This is a genomic window from Acinetobacter sp. YH12076 (assembly GCF_013419525.1).
GTDB lineage: Bacteria > Pseudomonadota > Gammaproteobacteria > Pseudomonadales > Moraxellaceae > Acinetobacter > Acinetobacter amyesii.
In genome coordinates, this window is the sequence record NZ_VOZY01000014.1 from 68392 (window position 1) to 90866 (window position 22475).

21 protein-coding genes are annotated in these 22475 nt (G+C 40.6%); 13 read left to right on the top strand and 8 right to left on the bottom strand.

Annotated features, from left to right (window positions below):
- Nucleotides 1-132 precede the first annotated feature (132 nt).
- The 8 genes from FTU22_RS13880 to FTU22_RS13915 all read left to right on the top strand — a co-directional run bounded on the left by FTU22_RS13880 (nt 133) and on the right by FTU22_RS13915 (nt 9151).
- A complete protein-coding gene (locus FTU22_RS13880) occupies nt 133-654 on the top strand; it encodes a cupin domain-containing protein (RefSeq protein WP_180095023.1) in 522 nt (173 codons plus the stop codon).
- Between the two features lie 17 nt (nt 655-671).
- Complete coding sequence (locus tag FTU22_RS13885; protein ID WP_180083991.1) at nt 672-1520, top strand: alpha/beta fold hydrolase; 849 nt, start codon at nt 672-674, stop codon at nt 1518-1520.
- A gap of 9 nt (nt 1521-1529) precedes the next feature.
- On the top strand, nt 1530-2324 hold the full coding sequence (locus tag FTU22_RS13890) for an SDR family oxidoreductase (RefSeq protein ID WP_180076849.1): 795 nt from the start codon (nt 1530-1532) through the stop codon (nt 2322-2324).
- A gap of 9 nt (nt 2325-2333) precedes the next feature.
- The gene (locus tag FTU22_RS13895) at nt 2334-3125 is read left to right on the top strand and encodes an aspartate dehydrogenase (RefSeq protein ID WP_180076850.1); all 792 of its coding nucleotides are present in this window, start codon (nt 2334-2336) and stop codon (nt 3123-3125) included.
- Nucleotides 3126-3144: 19 nt separating this feature from the next.
- Nucleotides 3145-4611 (top strand): aldehyde dehydrogenase, encoded by a 1467-nt coding sequence (locus tag FTU22_RS13900; RefSeq protein ID WP_180076851.1) that lies wholly within the window; start codon nt 3145-3147, stop codon nt 4609-4611.
- 48 nt (nt 4612-4659) lie between these two features.
- Complete coding sequence (locus tag FTU22_RS13905; RefSeq protein ID WP_180095025.1) at nt 4660-6300, top strand: thiamine pyrophosphate-binding protein; 1641 nt, start codon at nt 4660-4662, stop codon at nt 6298-6300.
- A 118-nt stretch (nt 6301-6418) separates the two neighbouring features.
- Complete coding sequence (locus tag FTU22_RS13910; RefSeq protein ID WP_180095027.1) at nt 6419-7849, top strand: aspartate ammonia-lyase; 1431 nt, start codon at nt 6419-6421, stop codon at nt 7847-7849.
- Between the two features lie 102 nt (nt 7850-7951).
- Complete coding sequence (locus tag FTU22_RS13915; protein WP_218955033.1) at nt 7952-9151, top strand: hypothetical protein; 1200 nt, start codon at nt 7952-7954, stop codon at nt 9149-9151.
- Nucleotides 9152-10098: 947 nt separating this feature from the next.
- Here the strand turns inward: FTU22_RS13915 and FTU22_RS13920 are convergent.
- Nucleotides 10099-10794 carry a pirin-like bicupin family protein gene (locus FTU22_RS13920; RefSeq protein WP_180063401.1) on the bottom strand — a complete coding sequence of 232 codons (696 nt, stop codon included), beginning with the start codon at nt 10792-10794 and terminating at the stop codon, nt 10099-10101.
- 191 nt (nt 10795-10985) lie between these two features.
- Nucleotides 10986-12206: a L,D-transpeptidase gene (locus FTU22_RS13925; protein WP_180095028.1), complete on the bottom strand. Its 1221-nt coding sequence runs from the start codon at nt 12204-12206 to the stop codon at nt 10986-10988.
- A 205-nt stretch (nt 12207-12411) separates the two neighbouring features.
- Between FTU22_RS13925 and hemE the strand changes: the two genes are divergently transcribed.
- From hemE to FTU22_RS13950, 5 genes are all read left to right on the top strand, one after another.
- Entirely contained in the window at nt 12412-13482 is a 1071-nt protein-coding gene (gene hemE / locus FTU22_RS13930; RefSeq protein ID WP_078191978.1) for a uroporphyrinogen decarboxylase, read from the top strand.
- A gap of 40 nt (nt 13483-13522) precedes the next feature.
- Nucleotides 13523-14314, top strand: a complete 792-nt coding sequence (locus tag FTU22_RS13935) for a DUF817 family protein (RefSeq protein ID WP_373886262.1) — start codon at nt 13523-13525, stop codon at nt 14312-14314.
- A 150-nt stretch (nt 14315-14464) separates the two neighbouring features.
- A complete protein-coding gene (locus FTU22_RS13940; RefSeq protein WP_078190276.1) occupies nt 14465-14935 on the top strand; it encodes a DUF3015 family protein in 471 nt (156 codons plus the stop codon).
- Between the two features lie 79 nt (nt 14936-15014).
- On the top strand, nt 15015-16919 hold the full coding sequence (locus FTU22_RS13945) for a DUF4105 domain-containing protein (RefSeq protein WP_180095032.1): 1905 nt from the start codon (nt 15015-15017) through the stop codon (nt 16917-16919).
- 106 nt (nt 16920-17025) lie between these two features.
- On the top strand, nt 17026-18417 hold the full coding sequence (locus FTU22_RS13950; RefSeq protein ID WP_180095034.1) for a diguanylate cyclase: 1392 nt from the start codon (nt 17026-17028) through the stop codon (nt 18415-18417).
- A gap of 8 nt (nt 18418-18425) precedes the next feature.
- Here FTU22_RS13950 and FTU22_RS13955 read toward each other — a convergent pair whose 3' ends face one another.
- The 6 genes from FTU22_RS13955 to FTU22_RS13980 all read right to left on the bottom strand — a co-directional run bounded on the left by FTU22_RS13955 (nt 18426) and on the right by FTU22_RS13980 (nt 22400).
- Nucleotides 18426-18977 carry a DUF4385 domain-containing protein gene (locus FTU22_RS13955; RefSeq protein WP_180095036.1) on the bottom strand — a complete coding sequence of 184 codons (552 nt, stop codon included), beginning with the start codon at nt 18975-18977 and terminating at the stop codon, nt 18426-18428.
- Nucleotides 18978-19047: 70 nt separating this feature from the next.
- Nucleotides 19048-19497: a hypothetical protein gene (locus FTU22_RS13960; protein WP_180095037.1), complete on the bottom strand. Its 450-nt coding sequence runs from the start codon at nt 19495-19497 to the stop codon at nt 19048-19050.
- 249 nt (nt 19498-19746) lie between these two features.
- Nucleotides 19747-20103: a cupin domain-containing protein gene (locus FTU22_RS13965; RefSeq protein ID WP_180035550.1), complete on the bottom strand. Its 357-nt coding sequence runs from the start codon at nt 20101-20103 to the stop codon at nt 19747-19749.
- A gap of 120 nt (nt 20104-20223) precedes the next feature.
- On the bottom strand, nt 20224-20772 hold the full coding sequence (gene folE / locus FTU22_RS13970; protein ID WP_171262632.1) for a GTP cyclohydrolase I FolE: 549 nt from the start codon (nt 20770-20772) through the stop codon (nt 20224-20226).
- A 95-nt stretch (nt 20773-20867) separates the two neighbouring features.
- Nucleotides 20868-21557, bottom strand: coding sequence for a Smr/MutS family protein (locus FTU22_RS13975; RefSeq protein ID WP_078191970.1), 690 nt, complete (start codon nt 21555-21557; stop codon nt 20868-20870).
- A gap of 111 nt (nt 21558-21668) precedes the next feature.
- The gene (locus FTU22_RS13980; RefSeq protein ID WP_180095039.1) at nt 21669-22400 is read right to left on the bottom strand and encodes a hypothetical protein; all 732 of its coding nucleotides are present in this window, start codon (nt 22398-22400) and stop codon (nt 21669-21671) included.
- Nucleotides 22401-22475 lie beyond the last annotated feature (75 nt).

Genomic DNA, 22475 nt, shown 5'->3' on the forward strand with positions numbered 1-22475 from the left:
CTTACTTTTATTTAACCGATATACATGACCGTCATGACGCTTAAAGCAACTGGTGCTGACGGTAAGAACAATTTAGATCAGATCCAGCTCCACTTTTATGAAATCGCAGTGAGCTGAAATAAGGAGAGAAACATGTCCGTACAGCAATTTGAATCTTGGAAACAGCCTGAAGGTCAAACATTAGAAGACTGGATTGGCGGACGCATCGCTCGCTTTGAAACCCGTCAATACGATTATGATGCACTCAAATTCCAAGCAGATTACGACCCAAAATACCGCCGTGCGCAAATGCGTTATATGGGGACAGGTGCAACAGGTGTAGCAAATGATGGAAATACGGTGCCTGCAGAAAACTTTACCTTTTCAACTATGGTCTTGCCACCGCAGTGCGAAGGTCCGTTGCATATTCATCACGATGTAGAAGAAGTGTTCTTTATGCTGCGTGGTGAAATTGATCTTTTTATCGAACATGAAGGCGAGAAGTTTTCAACCCGCTTAAAAGAACGTGACTTGATTTCAATTCCACCGGGGATTTACCGCGGCTTATTTAACCCAGGAAGTGAAGATGCCCTAATGTGCGTAATGCTAGGTACTGGCAAGCCGACGATTCCGAACTATCCGCCTGAACACCCTCTGTCTCAAATCAAGCGTTAATTTTAGGAAGAAAAGAGATGACTTTAGTTGAGCAATTGGCACAGTTTGAATTAAAGACCGTTCAGTTTGACGGTGTACAGCAATCTTACCGTGAGGCAGGCGCAGGCAAAGTTCTGGTCTTGCTGCATGGCATCAGTTCGGGTTCAGGTTCATGGGTCAAGCAGTTGCAAGATTTGAGTCATCATTTTCATGTGATTGCATGGGATGCACCGGGTTATGGCCAGTCAGATCCTTTAGCTGCAGAACAGCCGAATGCAGAAGATTATGCACAGCGTTTAAAAGGCATGTTGACTGCATTAGGTCTGAACTTAGGATCAGCTCCGGATCAAAACAAAATGATTTTGGTCGGTCATTCTTTAGGTGCAATGCAGGCAGCAGCCTTTAATGCACGCTATCCAGACATGGTAGATGCAGTGGTCCTTGCCAATGCAGCGCAGGGTTATAAAGGTAGTGATGCACAAAAGCAGCAGGATGTCTTTGAAAAGCGTCCAAAAATGCTGCAGACCTTAGGCGCATCAGGCATGGCGCAATCACGTGGGCCGCATTTGGTTGCTAATGCTTCAGCAGAGGCATTAGCGCTGATTGAAACAGTGATGCAAAACATTCAATTAGAAGGCTTTACTGATGCATCGTATCTTTTGGCCTATGACGCGATTCAAAGTTATTTAAACCCAGAACAGTACAATATTCATGTGATTAAAGGCATGGCGGATGGCATAACGCCTCCACAGGATATTCAAGCATTGGCGGATCAGTTTCAGTTGAATCCATGCTACGAAATTGCCGCTGCAGGCCACTTGAGTTATTTGGATCAAGCAGCGCAATTTAACCAAATTTTATTGTCGCTACATGACGCACGGATGTGAGATAGGAAAATGAGCTTCCAATTAGAAGGCAAAAAAGCAGTAGTCACCGGTGGCTCGTCTGGTATTGGCTTGGCAACGGTTGAGCTTTTGGTAGCCGAAGGCGCACAAGTTGCTTGGTGTGGTCGTGACGAACAGCGTTTGAATGAGTCAAAAGCACAGGTTTTATCACGGTACCCAAATGCCAAAGTCTTTACCTCAACTTGCAACGTTTTAGATAAAGTTGATGTGAAAAAATTTGCAGATCAAGTTCAAAAAGAATTTGGTGGCGTGGACATTTTAATTAATAACGCAGGCCAAGGTCGTGTTTCAAACTTCGAAAATACTGCGGATGAAGATTGGCTGAAAGAAGTTGAATTGAAATATTTCAGTGTGCTGCATCCTATCCGCGCATTTTTGCCGGCATTGCAGCAGTCAGAGTGTGCATCGATTACCAATGTCAATTCATTACTAGCGTTGCAGCCTGAACCGCACATGATAGCGACCTCATCTGCACGTGCAGCATTGTTGAATTTAACCCATTCATTGGCGCATGAATTTTCTCAATACGGTATTCGTGTCAACTCAATCCTATTGGGCATGGTGGAATCTGCACAGTGGAAACGCCGTTTTGCAGCCCGTTCTGATCAAAATCAAACGTGGGAAGAATGGATTGGCAATATCGCTAAAAAACGAGGTATTCCAATGGAGAGATTAGGCAAACCTGAAGAGCCCGCGCGCGCTTTGGTTTTCTTGGCATCGCCAATGGCGTCATATACCACAGGTTCCGCAATCGATGTTTCTGGCGGCTTTAACAAGCATTTATAAGGTGGGCATATGAAACAGCTGATGATGATTGGTTTTGGCGCAATGGCCAATGAGGTTCGCAGCCATTTGCCCAAAGACCTTAAATTGAAATGGGTGGTGGTACCAGAGCGCAGTATTGCCAGTGTACAGGACGCGCTTGCCGCAGATGTGCAGGTCATTTCCGATATCGACGATTGTGATGGCACGCCCGACTATGTGATTGAAGTGGCAGGCCAAGCTGCGGTGAAAGAACATGCCACGAAAGTTTTAGCAAAAGGCTGGAACATTGGCCTGATCTCTGTGGGCACTTTGGCTGACAGCGCTTTCTTTGAAGAGTTGCAAAATACCGCTGAACATTCGGGTGCACACATTCATTTACTGGCAGGTGCGATTGCAGGAATTGACGGCATTTCAGCGGCCAAAGAAGGTGGATTGGAAAAGGTCACTTATAAAGGCTGCAAAAGTCCAAACAGTTGGCGTGGCAGTTATGCAGAAAAGCTCATTGATTTAGATCAAGTGACTGAAGCCACCGTTTTTTATACCGGTACTGCGCGTGAAGCGGCATTGCATTTTCCAGCCAATGCCAACGTGGCTGCCACCATTGCATTGGCGGGTATCGGCATGGATGAAACCATGGTTGAGCTAACGGTCGATCCACATATTAACCAAAACAAACATACCATTATTGCCCAAGGGCGGTTTGGTCAAATGAGTATTGAAATGATTGGTGTGCCTTTGGAGAGCAATCCCAAAACATCAACATTGGCAGCATTGAGCGTGATCCGTGCATGCCGCAACAGCGTAGATGCGATTCAGATTTAAAAGGAATTTGGTGAGTGCCATGGTTAAAGAAATTTATATTGCAGGTGAATGGCGTTTAGGCCGCGGCAACGTGATTCAAAGTGTTTTTCCAGCAGACAATTCAGTCAATGCGGAAATTTCTACCGCAACGTTGGACGATGTTGAAGAAGCGATTACAAAGGCTGATCAAGCTTGGCGTAAGCCAGCGTGGCGTAATTCTTTGCCGCATGAGCGCGCAAAAATTTTGTACCGTGTCGCCGATATTATTGAAGCCCGCGCAGATGAATTATCTAAATTGCAAACTCGTGACAACGGGAAGCCTTTAGCCGAAACACGTGCTTTGGTGATGAGTGCAGCAGCAACGGCGCGCTTTAATGCCGCAGCTTGTGAAACATTTAATGAAGAATTGACCACGCAGCGTGCATCTGACTTTTTGACCATGAGCGTGCATGAGCCTGTGGGTGTAGTGGCAGCGATTACCCCTTGGAATTCGCCAATTGCCAGTGAAGTGCAAAAATTGGCGCCAGCCATTGCTGCAGGCAACGCAGTGATTTTAAAACCAGCCGAAGCGACATCATTAATTGCTTTGGAACTGGCTAAAATCTTTGAAGAAGCAGGATTGCCAAAAGGGATTTTGAGTGTGCTGGTTGGACGCGGTTCAGTGATTGGTGATGCTATTGCCCAACATCCATTAGTTCGAAAAATTTCCTTTACCGGCGGTACATCGACGGGCCGTCACTTGGCACATATTGCCGCAGAAAAGTTGATTACCACGTCTTTAGAGTTAGGTGGAAAATCGCCAACGATTGTATTGCCAGATGCAGATATTGAAATCGCAGCCAAAGGCATTGCTTACGGTATTTTCAGTTCGGCAGGACAGGCGTGTATTGCGGGTTCACGTTTATTTATTCACGCTTCCATTTATGACGAATTTTTAAAGCGTTTGGTGGAAATCACTGAAGGTTTACGTGTGGGCCATCCTGAACAGCCAAATGTACATATGGGTTCACTCATTAACCAAAAGCATTTGGAATCTGTGCATCGGTATGTGGAATTAGCCAAAGCTGAAGGCGGTACGGTTGTTACGGGTGGTGAAGCGATCACTGAAGGTGAATTTGCCAAAGGCAGTTTCTACAAACCGACGATCATCACGGGTTTGAGCAACAGCGCGCAAACCTGCCAAGAAGAAATTTTTGGCCCTGTGTTGGTCGTTATGCCATACGACAATGAAAAAGATTTATTCGAGCAAGCCAACGATAGCTGTTTTGGTTTAGCGGCAGGGATTTGGACAGAAAGCTACCGTAAAGCATGGAAAATTGCCCGTTTGCTGGAAGTCGGTACGGTGTGGATTAACACCTATAAAAAATTCTCCATCAGCGCACCTTTTGGTGGTTTTAAAGACAGCGGCATTGGCCGTGAAAAAGGGCGCCTCGGCATTCTGTCTTATATGCAGCAAAAAAGTATTTATTTGGGGTTAAACGAGCAAGCTAATCCATGGTCGGACTAGCAGCTAAACACCCATAAACAACGAATTGAAAAAATTAAGGAAAGAACAATGACTGAACGTGTAAATGTAGGCGAAGCAATCGCTCGAGTATTAGAACAGCATAATGTAGACAGTATGTATGGTGTGATTTCTATTCATAACTTACCTATTGCCGATGCTGTTGGCCGCCGTGAAAAGATGCGTTTTGTAGCCGCGCGTGGTGAAGCTGGTTCTGTCACAATGGCAGATGCGCATGCGCGTTTTAAAGGTTTAGGTGTGGCTTTGACAAGTACAGGTGCAGGTGCAGGTAATGCTGTGGGTTCACTGATCGAAGCAATGAATGCTGGCAGCCCAGTGCTGCATTTAACCGGTCAAGTCGAACGTGAATATTTAGACCGCGATGCAAGCTTTATTCATGAAACCAAAGACCAGTTAACCTTCTTAAAAGCATCGAGTAAAGCTGCTTTTCGTATTACCAGCCCAGACAATGCAGTAGGTGTAATTCGTGAAGCGATTCGCGTTGCGACTACTGTTCCTATGGGGCCGGTAAGTGTAGAAATTCCAATTGATGTACAAGCCGCTGAAATTGATTTACCAGCCAATCTTGGCCCAGTAAAAGCTATGCTATTGCCGCAAGCGAATGATGCTGAAATTGACATGATTGCAGATGCATTGAAAAAGGCGAAGCGTCCACTAATTTGGATTGGCGGCGGTACTTTAAATGCAGTAGAAGAAGTGAAAGCGCTGGCTGACTTAGGTATTCCAGTTGTTTCATCTACGCATGCACGCGGTGTATTGGCAGATGATCATCCACGTAGCTTACGTGCATTCCATAACTCTGCAGCCGTTGAAAAACTGATGAAAGAGGCGGACTTATTGATTGTTGCAGGCTCACGTTTACGCAGTAATGAAACCAAGACTTACTCAGTTGAATTCCCTGAAAACATCATCCAAATTGATGCAAATCCAGTTGCACAGCAACGTAACTACAAGATTTCACAATTTGTATGTGCAGATACCAAAGATACTTTTGCACGTGTCATTAGCGCATTGAATGGCCTAAGCAAAATTGATGCTGCATATGATGCAGATGTTAAGGCTGCGCGTGAACATGCGGTAGATGCACTACGTACGCAAATGGATCAATACGCATTAATTTGTGATCACTTACGTGCAGCATTACCAGAAGACGGTATTTTTGTTCGTGACATCACCATGTCAGGCAGTACTTGGGGTAGCCGTTTGTTCCCAGTACAAACACCGAACAAAAACATCCACTCATTGGCTGGTGCAATCGGCTTGGGTCTTGCACACGCGATTGGTTCATCGATTGCTAACCCAGACAAAAAAGTTGTGGGCTTAGTGGGTGATGGTGGCTTGATGCTGGGTATTGGTGAAATTGCGACGATGGCGCAAGAAAACACCGATATGGTGCTGATGATTATGAATGATGGTGGTTATGGCGTGATGCGTGGCATTCAAAATAACTACTTTGGCGGTCGTCAGTACTTCAATGAATTGCACACTCCAGACTACAAATTGCTTGGTGATTCAATGGGTGTGAAGAGCTGGAAAGTAGGTAGTGCAGACGAGTTCAAAACTGCGATTCAAGAAGCTATTGATCTGAATGGCCCAGCAGTGATTGAACTGGATATGAACGCCATTGGTCCATTGAAATTTGCAGGTCCACCGCAGGAAAAACTTTACTAATTAAGATAAAGCGTTTTAAGCCATAACGAAGCATAGAGGGTGCAATTTTCCAAAAAGGGAGGATTGCACAAAGTTTGAATCAGAATGAACCCAATTCAGGCCATATAGGTGCGAGCAAATGCAAACAAGGATAGAGCATGATTTATTAGGAGCGAAAGAAGTTCCTGTAGATGCGTATTATGGTATTCATACCCTCAGAGCCATCGAAAATTTTCAAATCTCCAATGTGAAAATTGGACAGTTACCGCACTTTATTCGTGCCTTAGGTTTTGTTAAAAAAGCGGCAGCTCAAACCAACTTTAATTTTCGGCGTATTACCGCACAGCAACTTGCTGCCATCGAATACGGTGCAGATCAATTGATTGAACATCCTGAAAAATGGGCGGAATCCTTTCCCATTGATGTTTATCAGGGAGGAGCAGGTACCTCGGTCAACATGAACTGTAACGAGGTGATTGCCAATATTGGTTTGGAGTTCTTGGGACTGAACAAAGGCAATTATCGTGAGTTACATCCTAACGATCATGTAAATAAATCACAATCGACCAATGATGTTTATCCGACAGCGTTACGAATCAGTTTATATCACCGTATAGAAGACCTGCTTTTAGCACTGGATAAATTGATTCAAACCATTCGTGCGAAGGTAGCTGATTTTAAACATGTGTTGAAAATGGGCCGTACCCAATTGCAAGATGCAGTGCCGATGACAGTTGGGCAAGAGTTCAGTGCCTTTGCCACATTATTAAATGAAGATCTACGTTTGATTGATCAGATGCGTCAGTTGCTCTTGGAAATTAATCTGGGCGCAACAGCGATTGGTACAGGTGTGAATTCCCCAGTCGGATACGCCCATCGTATTACCGAAAACCTCAGCAAATTGACTGGTTTATCGTTTAAAGGCGCGGAAGATTATATCGAAGCGACCAGTGATTGCGGCGTATTTATTATTATTTCAAGTACCTTGAAACGCTTGGCTTGTAAGCTATCAAAAATTTGTAATGACTTACGTTTATTGAGTTCAGGGCCACGTACAGGTTTGGCTGAAATCCGACTGCCAGAACTGCAGGCAGGTTCATCGATCATGCCAGCCAAAGTCAATCCAGTTATTCCTGAAGTCGTGAACCAAATCGCCTTTAAGGTCATGGGCAATGATTTAACCATCACCATGGCAGCAGAGGCAGGGCAACTTCAGTTAAATGTCATGGAGCCGGTCATCGCATTGTCACTCAACGAGTCGATTCAATTATTGGTGGAAGGCATTCATACCTTGAATGAAAAATGTTTTTCAGGCATTCAAGTCAATGAACAACAAGCCTATGACATGGTCATGCGTAGTGTTGGCATTGTGACTTTGCTTGATCCAATTCTTGGACATGACCGCTGTGATGCCATTGGTAAACAATGTATTGCTGAAAACAAAACCATTCAAGAAGTGGTGCTGTCTCAGGGATTGATGACGGAAGAGCAATTGAAAGAAGTCTTTTCTTTTGAAAATTTAATCTCGGAAGTTCGAAACTTCGAAGCACCGCTGCAAGACATTGCTTAATTGCAAATGAAGTTCGCAGTGACTGCTAAATAAATTTTTTTAGTTAAATATGGAAATAAACAAAGTTTTGCATGCAAAACAAAATAAGGACAGGTGCTTGAGATGAATAAAACCATATTGATAACAGCGATGATGCTGTCTTTGAGCGCAGCTGCCGCTAGCGTTCAAGCCAAAGAGGATCCATTAGAGTGGAAAAGCGACGATGGCACACAATCGTTTAAATTGGGTGGAGCTTTACGTTTTAATCATCGTTATGAACAGTGGGAGCCAAGTGATAAACGCGGCATAGGCAAACTGGATTTTGATATTTTCCGTATCGACTTAAAAGGCAAATCGGGTGATGCCTATTTGAATGCGAGCTATTTAATTCAAGATCAGGAAAAAACCTCAATTGAAAAAGCCTATGTGGGTTATAACCTAGACAAAAACAACAGCATCGAAGCAGGTTTTGTCTATAAGCCATTTGCGCTTTATCCATATCCGCAAAATGGTTGGACCTATCATATCCCGTTCTTCTTGGGCTATGGCAACAACATCGCGCCGGGGATTAACTGGAATTACAATAATCCTGAATGGGATGTGAAAGTTGGTTACTACCCACGTATGTTGGAAACCAATTTACGCTATTCACCTGAATCTGCAACTTATGATGATCTTTCAGAGAATCATTTACCCTTTCAAGCTGCTTATCAAAACGAAAAGCACAATCAGCTGAATACTCGTATTGTACGTAAATTCGGTAATGATCAAATCGGGAAACACGAGGTCGGTATATCTGGATCTGCCGCACAATTGCATAACAAAACGACCCGCGATGAAGGTAGTTATTATGCCGCTGGGATTCATACCAACAGCAACTACCAACGTTGGAATTTACAGTCTTCGGTGATTCATTATCAATATGATGCTGAAAACCCTGAAGGTGTAAGTAATGACATGACCTTGATGGGCGCAAATGGTTTAACACCAGCCTATTTCATTGCCTCTGAAGGTACAGTTTCAAGCGTCAATTTGGCATATACATTACCTGTTCAAAATATGGGTAAACTCAAAGCCATTCGTTTTTACAATGACTACAGTTATTTAAACAAAGAACGCAGTGACTGGTCAGCTTCGCAAATGAATACCACAGGTGCAATGTTTATCGCTACACCATTTATGGTGTGGGCAGATTATACTTGGGGCAAAAATGCCAATATTATTGGTGGGGCAACCAATGGCACAGGCTTTACTTCAGCAACATCTGAAAATAGCGATAAATGGCTGTATCGCGTCAATTTAAATATTGGCTTTAACTTCTGATCGATATCCAACAAGCTAAAACCTCTGTTAAAGCAAAATGGCTTTGATCGAGGTTTTTTTATTGGAACACTTAAGATGCATTCAGATGTATTTAATCTTCATATTTTATGTCTTTGTTTTAAATTAAATCAGGGCTATGGCGTATTAAATTTAAGATTTACTAAAAATAAAAAAAATCGTTTATGAATTAACTGAGCATCTGTTCATTTAACTCTCAGTTTATCTTAGTTAAACCATGTCCTAAGCAGATCAAAATTTAGAAAATTGTCAAAATCTCCTCGATAATGGCTTGCTGCTATTGCAGAGCATGGCTATAGCAAAAACTTTATTCAGGCTTTGGTACGCAAGGTCAGATGATTTAATGGCATTTTGTGTTACTAATTTTTATAAGGTAAACGGGTAATTTCGCCTTTTACAAGTAAATTCAAATCTTCAAACATTTCCATACTTATATTTTAATTTAACTTTTATAGATTTGGATCACTCTCTCGTGAGGGAGGTAATTTGCTTTATTCTTTAAAATACATATTTGGGGCTAAAGATAAGCATATTGCGACAATTAGAGTCTTGTCATGTTTTCTGCATTTTTCGACGATATCCTTCAGTATTATGCAGATATGAACTTATATTTTTGCAAAATTGTCTTTGGTTTAGACTTATGGGGGAATGGGGTACTTGATCTTAGGTCTTTGACATTGGATTTGCTGCCATATATTGGCTTATGAATATAAAAAGCATGCTCAAAAAGGTGAAAACATAACTTGGCAGCCCAGTTTCTTCGCTTTACTGGCACTACAAATGTCACCATGCACATTTCCAATAAAACATATAGCCATGCTTGCTGCTGGATTTATCATTCCGTCTTTAGTGTTGATGTGGTTATATAAACGCAGTGAACACCTTAGCCAAGCTGCATAAAAAAAGCCCTCACATTTGAGGGCTTTTAATTATTTTACTTCGGGTAAATCAAACCAAATCACTTGAGCATCTTCAAGCGCTTCAATTTGGCTATCTTCTAAGAACGCAATTGCACCACCAGCTTCAACTTTATGTTCAGCAATTTGCACTGAACCTGAAATAACATGAATATAGTTGATATGCTGCGTTGCATGGATGTCTAAAGCTTGACCATTCGTCAAAAATGCAGATTTAACTTCCGCCTGCTGACGAATATGCATAGCTGCATTGTCATTTGGACCGACAATTAAATGCCATTGATTGGGTTGATCACGTGGATCACATTTAATTTGTTGATAGGTCGGTTCAGCATCACGTTCATTTGGAACGATCCAAATTTGTAGTAAATGTACATCTTCATCACCTTGGTTCATTTCGCTATGGCGCACACCTGTACCTGCGCTCATGAGCTGCCATTCACCCGCAGAAATGCCACCATGGTTGCCCATACTGTCTTTATGCGTAATGGTGCCTTTTAACACACACGTTAAAATTTCCATATTGTCATGTGGGTGTTGACCAAAACCTTCATGGGCTGCAATTAAGTCATCATTAATTACACGAAGCGCACTAACGCCCATGTATTTCGGGTCATACCAGTTACCAAAAGAAAAGCTGTGTTTAGACTCAAGCCAGCCCATTTTTACGTGACCACGGTTTTCACTTGGATGTAAAAAAGCATTCATGGCATTCATCCTTATCTTAATTATTGAACATATGCCTATTTTAGGATTGAACTAAATCGGGATATATAGTTTTTTAGCGACAATTCATCCTATTTTTGCAACGCTCAGCCAAGATTGAGTCTTTTGTTATGCATAAAGGCGCAACTATAAAAAAGCCTGCACGAAGCAGGCTTTTTTGAATATGACTAAAATTATTCTAAGAATTTAACAGTCACACCAGATTTCACTTTCTTACCTAAGTCATTTGCATCCCAGTTGGTCAAACGAATACAACCGTGTGACGCAGTTTTAGAGATAGCAGATGGGTTCGGTGTACCGTGAATACCGAATGATTTTTTGCTCAAGCCAATCCAGATATTACCAACAGGACCATTTGGACCAGGTGGTAAAGACAATGGTTTTCTGTTGTTGCCTTGAACAAAGTTAGACGGTGAGTAGCTGTACCAAGGGTTTGGTGCAACACCTGTGACTTTGTATGTACCTGTAGGTGATGGTGTATCTGAACTACCAATCGTTGCCGGGAATGAACCGATCATTTGGTTGCGGTTATTAAACAAGTAAAGTTGTTTCGCGCCTTTATGTGCAACGATTAAGTGAATATCTTCAGGAACTTCGTTACGAATATTCGCAACTAAGATTTTTTCACCAGCTTTTTTAAATGTCGCTTTTGGATTCAACTTTTTCAAAAAGTCTTCATCCATGTGGAATTTTTCACCCAACATTTCAGTCACACGTGTGTAGTACAAGCCTTTCATTTTTGCTTGTAATGCATAGTCGTGTGGAATTGATGCTGCATAAGGACCTTTCAAGTCTGCATCAGTCAACGTGTATTCAATGAATGCAGGTTTAGAACCTTGTTTTGCAATCAATGAATCCCAAGTTTCTTTGGTTAACGTTCCTGTAGGTTTCAACCCATTCATTTGTTGGAATGAAGCGATCGCCTTTAGGGTATTTTTACCACTGGTCCCATCAATTGCACCCGGTGAAGCATGTGCATTATTGAGCATGACATGTGCACGTGCATAAACAGGGAACTGACCTTTACCAATATTGTCATACCACTGCGCATTATTTAGGTCATTTAAACCCCAAGCAACTTTGGCAGCAGGCGAAGTTGATGTTGGAGTTGTAGCAGTCGCTATAGCAGGTGCAGAACCGATGTCGGCTTTAACATCTTCTGATTGTTGCAGGCTGTCTAAAGTTTGCGATGCTTGGTTCAGATCTTCTTGTTCTTGAGCGCTAATCTGGCTAGTTGCAGATGAAGCTTCAGTCGCTAACGGATCAATGGGATCCTGAACTGCAACATTAGTCACTTTTTTTGGCGTTAATGGTTGTTCAGCAGTAGATGCGGCAATAGCTGTACCAGCAAATATGCAACTTAGGCTCAGTGCGAGCATGGTGCGAACGAACATGTAATTCAACCTTAAGAATTATTCATTTACTGTGTATTAAAAACTGGCTAAGTATTACAGAAAAAAAGTGGAGATGCAGTAGTTGTTTTGTGTAAATATCATTTTTGGCACTCAACATGATCGGTTTTTAAATGCTTGAGAAGTTATTATATTTACAACCTTTTTGATATGATGATGCGAATATCGAATTAAGTTGGGAAAGTGAATGACGACCTTAAAAAATGATCGTTTCTTGCGTGCCTTATTACGTGAACCGGTAGATGCAACTCCGGTTTGGATGATGCGTCAGGCTGGCCGTTATTTACCAGAGTATCGTGAAACACGTGCCAAAGCAGGTGATTTCCTATCCCTTTGTAAAAATACAGAATTTGCTTGTGAAGTTACTTTACAACCTTTGCGTCGTTATGACTTAGACGCTGCCATTTTATTTTCAGACATTTTGACTGTACCTGATGCGTTGGGTTTAGGATTGTATTTTGAAGCAGGTGAAGGTCCGAAGTTTCATAAAACCGTACGTACCGAACAAGATGTACTGAATTTACCTAAATTTAATGCCAAATCAGACCTAGATTATGTCATGAATGCCGTGACTACGATTCGTTCAGCTTTGGGCGGACAAGTTCCTTTGATTGGCTTCTCAGGCAGTCCTTGGACACTGGCAACCTATATGGTGGAAGGCGGTTCAAGCAAAGATTTCCGTTTTACAAAACAAATGATGTATGCACAACCTGAAGTGCTGCATGCCTTATTAGACCGTTTGGCTGTGGCGGTGACTGAATATCTCAATGCGCAGATTGATGCAGGTGCGCAAGCCGTACAAATCTTTGATAGTTGGGGTGGGGCATTAGCACACCGTGAATACATTGAATTTTCACTGAACTACATGCAAAAAATCGTGGCAGGTTTACAGCGTGAAAAAGATGGACGCAAAGTCCCTGTGATTTTGTTTACCAAAGGTGGTGGTCAATGGTTAGAGCCAATGATTGCAACGGGTGCAGATGCTTTTGGTTTAGATTGGACTACGCCATTAAATGTAGCACGTCAAACAGTCGCAGGCCGTGCAGCTTTGCAAGGTAACTTAGATCCAGCAACCTTGTATGGTTCTCCTGAAGCGATTGCGAAAGCGACGCGTGCCATGTTAGATGACGCATATGCCAACGGTGAAAAAACCGGTTATGTGGCGAACTTAGGTCATGGTATTACCCAGTGGGTAGATCCAGCCAATCCAAAAGCTTTTATTGATACGGTACACGAATATAGTGCCAAGTATTTATAAGGCTTTAGGGAAATTGGTTTAGGATTCAACCGTGGTCAAGATTATAAAATCATGTTTTGAGTTCTCTTATAAGGCAGCTTCGGCTGCCTTATTTGGGATATTACTGCTGATCGCTTTTGCATTAACTGCAGCAATGGGAAGTCAGGAATATTTTGGCTTTTTCCGTTATGATTATTTATTGTTTTATGCACTGATTATTCAAGTGTGTTTACTCTACCTGAAACTCGAGTCTTGGGCGGAAGCCAAAGTCATAGCACTGTTTCATATCCTTGCAATGGGGATGGAAATATTTCTGACCCATCCACATATTGCCTCATGGCAATATCCGCAGCCTGCGGTTTTTAAACTGCTGACTGTGCCATTATTTGCAGGTTTTATGTATTCGGCGGTGGGGAGTTTCTTTGCACGTTCGTTACGTCTATATCAGGTGTTGTTCAGTAACTTACCGCGTTTTGGCAATATGCTGTGCTTAGCCGTTTTGTCATATCTTAATTTTATGACCAAATTTTTTGTGCCAGATATTCGTATGTTTTTGTTTGCTTGGAGTGTGGTGATCTTTTGGAAAACCAAGCTCAGTTTTCAATTACAAAATCATGTGATTCAGTTGCCGATGTTACCTGTACTGTTGATTTTGGCATTTTTGATTTGGATCGCAGAAAATATCAGTACCTTCTATCAAATTTGGTTATATCCAAGTCAGGTCGATGCATGGCATATGGTCGGTTGGGGGAAACTCGGTTCTTGGTATTTGTTGCTATTACTCAGTTTGGTTTTAGTGCTCAAAATCCTTGGAAAACGTGATGAAAATGGTACTTGGTTGCTCAAAAAATAGTGAATAAGAACGTATTATTTTTAGCCAAAAGTTTTAGATGAAAATGTTTTGCCTTATCTGAAAGATCAAGTTAATCTACAGGTGTGTAATCAAAATTACACATGTTTTAATAATTAAAAACAATGGAATAAAATTCCCTGGAGAAGTGCTATGTTAAAAAAATTAGCTTTAGTTGCAGTCGTTGCACTAGGTTCTACAGCTGCTTTTGCTGACCGTGACGTAGGTTGTGGTGTTGGTTCTCAAGTTTGGGCTGGTCAATCAGGTAAAATTCCTAAAATTTTAGCTGCGACTACCAACGGTATTTTTACTAACCAGTTACTTGGTATCACCTTTGGTACTTTAGGTTGTAGCGGTACAGGTACAGTGACTGCTCAAGCAGTAACATTTACCAATGAAAATGCTGAATCACTTGCTCGTGATATGGCGGTTGGTCAAGGTGAGAGCCTGAATGTTTTGGCTGAGCTTTTAAACATTCAATCGACAGATAAAGCACGTTTCTTTGCTGTGTCTAAAGCAAATTTTGCTGAAATCTATTCAGCTGAAAACCAGTCTTCTCTACAAGTACTTGCTTCATTACAAAGCGTAATGGCGAAAGACGAAGTACTTAAAGCTTACGTTTAATCGATGCTTTTAAAACCCTGTCTCTCGGCAGGGTTTTTTATTATCTAAAATATATAAAAATGGATTTGAATATAACTGAATGAAATCAATTGCTTTATTTTGTACTTTTATGATTCCGAGCATCATATATGCTCAGCAAGTTGTAGATTCTACTCCTTCTAAAACCGTAGAGTTACAGCGATATATTGAACTTGCACAATCAAAAAAACTGTCTGAACACATCAGTTGGCAACGACTTTTATATACAGATCATAAAGGACAAAGTGAAGTTGCTTTTTCAGGTTACTTTCTAGCTGAAAATGGCCGTCAAAATGCCCAAGCCGAATTAGAGGCAGATGTCGCTGCACTATTTCAAACCGCCGAACCTAATCAAGCCTTTCGTTGTCGTTTCCCTGCGCGTAGTCAGTGGCTGATGCAAGAGTTATCCATCCGTTCAGAGCAGTTACCTGCGGTAAGTTGCCCTGAGTTTGATGAATGGTTTGGAAAAATTAAGCCTTATAAAGCGACATTAATCTACGCCACAGACTTTATGGGTAATCCAAGTTCTATGTTTGGACATACCTTATTGCGTCTCGATCCGAAAGATCAAAAAGAACTAAATTTGGTGTCCTATGCCATTAATTATGCAGCCACAGTTGCAGGTGAAGATAACTGGTCTTATGCATGGAAAGGCTTAACAGGGCAGTATCCTGGCGAATATTCCTTGATGCCGTACTACCGGAAGGTGAAAGAATATGGCGATTTTGAAAGTCGTGATTTGTGGGAATATGAGCTAGCACTGACCGAGCAAGAAACCAGTTATTTGGTTAAACATATTTGGGAAATGCAAAATGTCAGTTTTCCCTATTATTTTGCCAGCGATAACTGTGCCTATCGATTATTGGGCCTAATGGATTTGGTTCGCCCGACACTGAATTTAACACAGAAATTTAAAGTCGCTTCCATTCCCGTTGAGACGATCAAAGCGATCAATGATGAACAACTGATTCAAGCAGCGGTTTATCGTCCTGCATTAGAAACGCAGCTTTTGTCACAAGCGCAGCAACATGGATATCGTTTAGCACGCGAAGCGCATAAGCTCGCTGAAATTGAACCTGAGAACATGTCGACAGCACTCGCTCAGTTTAATGAAGTAGAGCAAGCGAAAATATTAGAAATGGCGTATGACCATCTGTATTTATTACTGATTGGGAGAAAGGTGAGTGCGGAAGAAACGCAGCCTAAATTACGTCAAATCTTGGCCTTACGTAGTCAATCTTCGCAACCAAAACAACGGACTGAACCTAAGCAGCCAAGTTTAGACCCAGTCAATGGACATCATGCGCGAAATTTTTCAGCTACAGTAGGCGAAGTTCAAGGTGAAAAATACATCGAACTCGGTCATCGTCAGGCTTATCATGATTTGATCGATCCGCAAGGTGGCTTTCGGATTGGTACGCAGTTGATGTTTTGGGATGGCTCGATTCAATATCGTGACGACCAACTCAAACTCAATTATTTTGATTTTTTATCGGTCAACTCCTACAATCCGATCACGCCATTTAAAACACCGCTAACTTGGGGGTTTAATTTTGGCTGGCAGCAAGTGTCTGTAGATGCAGGTCAATTTAGCGAAACGAAACAACATGGCGTTGCTGAATTCAAAGCACAATCTGGTTATAGCTGGGCCAATCAGGAACGTACACATTTGTGTTATGTGCAGTCTCAAATGCAGGTGCAGGGAGGCAAGTCACTTGATCAGGGATGGCGAGTGGGCCTTGGGCCGGCACTGGGTTGCCAAAATATTTGGTCAGAAAGATTCAATAGTTTGATTCAGGTAGAGCTTCCGTATTGGGAAGATACACATCAATGGAATCTGAAACTCGATGCTGAATTACAATATATCGTCAACCAACAAAATGCTTTAAGACTAGGATACGAATACCAGCAACAAGATGATCAAGATTGGAATAAATTGAAATTGAGTTATGTATTTTTCTATTAATTTTTAAGATAGATAAAATGTGAAATATCAAATAAATTTGTTTTTTTATGTAAGTAAAGCAAGGTATGATTGCTAGCTTTGTAATCGCTGTGGTTTGTGTCACCGAATGAATCAAGAATGTATTACAGGTCTAAGTCAGACTTGGAAAGATATTTGTGATCAATATACTGAAAATGAACATCTTGCAGCTTTGCAATTTATCCAGAAGCATGTTGAGCATTTAGTTACTGTTTTTTATGAACAAATGTCGAGAGAACCAGCGTCAGCTGAATTTTTTAAAGACGATATTATTCAAAAAAGGCTCATCGACACCTTAAGAAAATGGTTATTAGAAACATTTAATGTTGCACTAAATAATGATTTTGAAATTTCGGTTAAAAGGCAGCAAAAAGTTGGAATGGTGCACGCGCGTGTCGGCATTCCGTCATGGTTGATTATGCGTGGTGTACGTGAAATAGAACGTAAAATATTTGAAATTTTAGAGCTAAACCAAACTCAAAATATTCTCCATATGTGTAGTTATATTGTGCAAATTATGGGATTTAGCACTGAAATTATGTGCCGATCTTATGAGATCAATACGGAAAAAAAGCAAGAAACCAAGCATAATTATCGCTTATTTTCAGCGATGCAAGATGTTGCAGTGCATAAAGATAAACAACGTGGTTCATTGCTCAATTGGGAAAATGAATTGATGTTTAAAATCTTTTCGGGAAATGTCAGTTTTTATCATTCCTTACTTTCAAAATCAGAATTTGGATTGTGGTTTATTCATAAAGCGGCATATGCTTTTTCGGGTTCAGATCAGGTTCAATTAATTATTGATCGAATTTATCAAGTGGATGAGCTAACGCAGCAAACCACACAAATAACGGATAAAGATCAACTGCAACATTTGATTCAACAGATTCGAGACTTAAATCGTGAAATTCAGCATTTAGTCGATCAATTATTTCAGGTGGCTGAATATATTGAGTCAGGCAATGATTCTTTGACGCAACTCCTAAACCGTCGTTATCTTAGTACTATTATTTCACGTGAAATTACTTTGGCACGTCAAAATCAAACGCCTTTGTCTTTGCTAGCCTTTGACGCGGATTACTTTAAAATGATCAATGATAAGTTTGGGCATGCGGCAGGTGATCTTGCACTGAAATTTATTGCCGAAGCTTTGCAGCGTTACAGCCAAGGTAGCGATTATGCATTCCGTATTGGTGGCGAAGAGTTCTTGTTACTCTTGGTGGACACCAATGTAAACCGTGTGATGAAAGTTGCAGAAAATATTCGCCAATATATTGAAAATGGAGTGATCCGAACAGTACAAGGTCAGCAATTTAGTTTAACTGTTAGCGTTGGTTGTGTGCAGTATAACGGTCATCCTGACTATCAACGTTTACTAGATGCTGCCGATATGGCACTCTATGCTGCCAAGAATACAGGTCGTAACCGTATTTACGTTGCTAAAACTGATCAGCAAACAACATCATCTTCATCCTAAATGGATATTCACTTAATTTTGCTTTGTAGAAAATCTAAAAATTTTGCTTTTTGCTCTACATACTTGGGATGAACTTTAGCTTCATCCCATTTTTGTTTAAATACTCGTGCAGCAGCAGCTTTGACGGGATCCTCTTTTTGTCTTGGAAGCTCTTCGCGTCCATGTGCACCACTTAATCCCTTTTTATCATTAGGGACTGGACCCTCATATTTTTTACCACCTTTATGGTTGGCATAGCGACGTGCACGTGTAAAACCCATCTGCAAAAATTTACGTGCCATATCTGCACCGACAAAATCTTCAGCGTCTAAATACTCTTCAAAAAGTTGCCAAATTTTGGTACTGCTTTCGATGGCTTTTTCTTCATTAGCAAATCGCCAATAAGGCAAAATTTCAGATTTATAAGGCTCTACGAGTAATACACCTTGTTCACCACGTCCAATTCTATAAAGTTCAGGGTGTTCGCGAAAATTTATCTTTTTAAAATCTAAACTGTAATCAAAACTATTGGAATGAACGCGTGATACACGCTTAGGTATGGGAATGGATTTATTATTCATATTCACTCCATTATAACCTTACTCTATTTCAAGCTTAAGCTAAAAAAGTAGCCCCAGTTGGGGCTACTTTTTATTTTGTCTTTTTGCTGGTGGATTTGGCTTTGGTCGTCTTGGTTCTTTCTCCCTTAGACTTGCTTGCCTTAGCATCCGTTTTCTTTGCCGTTGAAGATTTTTTTGTTGCTTTCTTCTCAGCTTTTGGCTTTTCATCTTTAACTTTAGTGCTTGTTTTTGATGTGCTGGCTTTTTTAGGGGCCTCTTTTTTGTCAGCTTTAGATTTCGGCGAACTTTTAGTTGACGCAGATTTTTTAGCTTTTACTTTTTCATCTTTAGTTGCAGCTTCTTTTTTAGAAGTGCTGTCCTTAGATTTTTTTTCAGCAGTTTTCTTTGTTGCTTTGTTTGAATCTTTACTCGATGCTTTAGCTGATTTTTTTACTTTATCCTCATTCTTTTTTGCAGTTTTTGCCGTAGTTTTCGCTGTCTTTTTCTCATCTTTTTCAGTTGTCTTTTTTGCGGCTACCATAGTGATCACCCTTAGTTAGTAAAAAAAAGAAAATAGCAATGAATCTAAAGGATTCATCTTGTTTTCAATGTACGGACTAATCTTGAATATGGGGGGTGAAATCATGTTATGAAATGTTTAATTTATGAACAGAAATACATTAAGTAATTGATATCAATTTTATGCTGTAGTTTTGAGTTACAAGTCTTACAGCACGGTTACAAACAATATTTTTAAAAGATATTTTTTCAAAATAAATATTTTGGGCGATTAAACTTCTACAACCACATAGTATTTTTTGACGGCTTCGACAACTTCAAACTTGCCCTGAAACGATGGGGGAATAATGCCCGCATGGCCAGCAGAAACTTCGATATATCCGCCTTGTTGATCATGAATACGTACTAAACCTTCAAGGATTGTAAAAAACTCTTGTTTGTTCGGTGCAAAGACAATATTCCATGCACCAACTTCACATTGCCAGATCCCGCAGTCCATATTGGGGTGTACATACAGGCTTGCGGTTTCACGTTTAGGATTGCCTTGAACCAAACGGTCTGGGCGAGGGAAGTCTATGCTGTGTTCGGCTTGTGCTAAACCCTGACCGGCAATATATACATCTGACATGATTCATCCTGAAAATAGTGCTTTGCTATCAAAGCAAACGATTTTCGACATTAAAACACAAATAAAAAAAGCCTCAAGAGCTCGAGGCTTTTTTTATGAGTGCTAACGCTGAATGTTCTATTAATAGCTTTCTGGAACTGCACTTAAAAATTCACGACGTTCTTCTTTATTGGTTTTAAAGTCACCGACAAAAGAAACGGTACGTGTTGTAGACTCTTGTTTACCTACACCACGCATCATCATGCACATGTGAGCTGAATCAATCACCACAGCAACACCACGCGCACCAGTCACTTCAGCCACTGCTTCAGCAATCTGCTGAGTAAGGTTTTCCTGAATTTGTAAGCGACGGGCAAACATTTCTGTAATACGTGCGAATTTTGATAAACCTAAAACATTGCCTTCTGGGAGATAAGCAATATGTACACGACCATAAAAAGGTAATAAATGGTGCTCACACAATGAATAGAATTCAATATTCTTAACTAAGACCATTTCACGGTTATCGGATGGGAAAACCGCATTGTTGGTCACTTCTTCAAGTGTCTGGCTATAACCAGAAGTAAGATATGAAAAAGCTTTAGCAGCACGCATAGGCGTATCTTTAAGACCCGGGCGATTCAGATCTTCACCAACGGCAGTTAGGATATTTGCGTAGGATTGCTGCATAGACATAAGACGTGTTCACTTACACTGAGAGATTGAACAAGGACGGCATTGTAGCAGAAAACTATTACAATGCCTTCTTTTGGAGTTAAATCCGATTATTGTTTAAACTGTGGGTTCTTTTCTGCACGTTTAAGCAGAACCAGTACAGCACCTGTGCCGCCTTGTTTTTCTGGGGCGCTCACGAATGCCAATACATCACGATGTTGACGTAACCAACTATTTACATAAGTTTTTAAAATTGCTTCTGGACCTTTGCCATGCACAATTTTAATGACGTTTTGATTGTCATCTTTCGCCATTTGAATAATTTGCAGCACGGCAGAACGGGCTTCTTCAACAGTGCAACCGTGTAAGTCGACAGCTTCAAACCAACGTAGATTACCAGCTTTCAAATCTTCAAAAACTTTATGTTGTAAGGTTGCAATGCGATAGCTTAAAGCAGCTTGACTGGCAACAGGGTTGAGCATCGCTTGCGTATCAGAAAGTAATGCATCATCTGTTTCCATAGGACCAATTGCAGCAGCACGTTTAGCCAACGTTTGCGCATCAGGTTTTTTACGACCCACTTTTTCCATTTTTGCAATATTTCCTGCATTCATTTTTTGAACACCTTGCATTTGCTTTTGGAAAAGCGCGAAGTCTTCTTCCTGCTCTTGTTCAACAGTCTTTGGCGTTGGCTCAGGCTGTTTAGCAATCGTTGAGGAATGTGGATTCGTAATTTGCTTTTTAAAAGATTTCAGTAGGTTGTACTGATCTTTTGAAAGCGAAGAATCGTGTTTGCTCATAATGAAAAAACGGGAAATATACAAAAATTTAGTGCAATTATAGCCTTAAATGGCACTGATTTGAACTGGAAAGACTTTATATAAAGAAGATCTCTTAATTCATTACAAGTCCTATTTGGGCTTCAAAGTTGAATTAATTAATTTAATAACTTTTTTATTTTTATATTGTTCTGCAAGAGCTAATGCTGATTGTTCTTCATTAAATTTAGAAATACACACGATTTCGGTTGAAGCGCCTTTTTCAAGTAAATAAGAAATTATCTGATATTGATTTAGGCGGATAGCTTTACCTAATGGGGAGCATCTAGTGAAATAATATGTTTGTGGTTCAACTTCATCTACTACAAGTTCATTTATTTTTCTCAGCTTCATTTTTTTGATTAAAGAAATATCTGTGTGCTCGATAGCCGCCATAATTAAGGTGGTATCATAAAATTCATTGTTTTCACCAAAATTTAAATATTCAAGATACAAATTTTTGGCTTTTTCATAATTATCAATATCATTTTTCTGTGTCAGGTTCTTTATCGCATTTTGGAAAAAATCATTCATATCATCAAAATCATTTATTGCTGCATGGAACATGAATATATTTATTAAATATGGCTCATCAGCTAAATTTTTTTTCAATAAATGAGGGGTATCTTTATAAAAAATCTGTTCAAAATGATTTAATTTTTCCATGGAAATAGGGTGAGATTTAATATTGATTGGTTTTGATAAAGAATTTTTATGTCCTTTAGACATAGAAAAATAGGTTGAATTTTCAATATTCTTGTTTTTAGTATTGATTGGCTTTGTTGCACAAAGATTTGAAATGCAAAGCGCCCCTAATTGATCCAAATTTAAGGCGTAACTTGGGTAAGTGGGCGACCTAATTCCGTAAATCTGTTAAGGACTGCTACACGTGCATGGATC